The sequence below is a fragment of the Methanoculleus sp. genome, from assembly GCF_035363275.1.
GTDB lineage: Archaea > Halobacteriota > Methanomicrobia > Methanomicrobiales > Methanoculleaceae > Methanoculleus.
The window spans coordinates 1-1,333 of sequence record NZ_DAOSET010000141.1; the positions used below are offsets into that span (position 1 = coordinate 1).

1 protein-coding gene and 1 pseudogene are annotated in these 1,333 nt (G+C 61.2%); both read left to right on the forward strand.

Going from position 1 to position 1,333, the window contains the following annotated elements:
- Positions 1-303: pseudogene (locus PLN84_RS13370) on the forward strand (hypothetical protein); the annotation flags it as partial.
- Position 304: 1 nt separating this feature from the next.
- A partial coding sequence (locus tag PLN84_RS13375; RefSeq protein ID WP_348532196.1) for a tetratricopeptide repeat protein occupies positions 305-1,333 on the forward strand: 1,029 nt, incomplete at its 3' end.

Below are 1,333 nucleotides of genomic sequence, written 5' to 3' on the forward strand. Positions count from 1 at the left end.
GTCCGGGTCTTCGGTGCGGGGGACACCGCCCACCTGCACCTCCTCGACCTGACCGCAACACCCGTCGATGGGCGCTGGGCGATCCTCTCCGGCCAACAGGGCTGGCCGGAAGAATACGGCACATGGACCGCCATCCTGACCTACGCAGCAGCAGAGCTCAATGCAGCAGGCCAACCATGCCCGCATCCGGAGGCGCTCACCAATGCGGGTCTTCGCGAGCGCGGGATCTGGCTGAACGCCGATGTGGAGATGGCATTCTTTAATTATGCCTCGGGGAAAATCCAGAACATAAGGAGGGATTGACATGGATACCCCTGAAGAACGCTCACAGGAAGCAAACAAACTGAGAAAGAACGGAAGGTACGAGGATGCCCTGGAGATCTATCGTGAACTCTGGGACGGCCAGCATCACGATGGATTTACTGCTGCAGGCCTGCTGCACTGTCTCCGGAAACTGCACCGCCTCGACGAGGCGATGACCTTCGCCGACGAGATCGCCGCGCGTTACCCCGATCACAACTGGGTAAACCTGGAGGTCGCGTGGGCATACGCCGACTACGTCAAGGGGATGGCAGAGAACGGGGCATCTGTCCCGGTGCTCCATGCCTGCGGAGAGAAGGCCCTCTCCAGAAACCCGCCCCCACAGCCGGTAAACCATATCGCCTTCGCCATCATGAAAGCGGCAAATGGTGCCAAAGACTGGCATACGCTGGCAGCATGGACTTCACGGGTCGATCCGTCGCTGCTCAGCCCGGCAGGGATGAAACTCCCCGACGGAAAAGAAGGCTGGAGTTACCTTGCCCGCTGGTATCACTACCGGAACCTGGGGCTCATTGGCACCGGGCGCGCGCAAGAAGCCCTTCCCCTCTGCCGTGAAGCGATCGAGAAGTTCCCTAACCAGTACAAATTCTTTGCATACGACCTCGCCAGGGCGTATGCGGGCATCGGCGAGTACGAAAAGGCGGCAGAAACGTTTGACGAACTCTGCCGGACGGTCCGGCCGGACTTCTACCACCTCTTCGAGTACGGAAAGGTCGTCCACCAACTCGGCCGTCCGGAAGAGGCGCTGGCACTGATGGCCCGGGCCGCGAAGGCAGGGCAGCGCCCGGAGTTCATGGTCGGCTACTTCATGGAGATGGGTGACATCTTCAAGCAGGTCGGTCGCCTGGACGCGGCCCGCGACCACTATACGCTGGCAACGGCCATCCGGATGCGAAACTCGTGGTCCGTCCCTGCCGAGCTGCAGCAGCGCCTTGACGAGAACGCCATCTCTTCGATCGAGGACTCCGTCGAGGAACTCACCTATCGGTGCAGCCGCCACTGGAGCAACTGC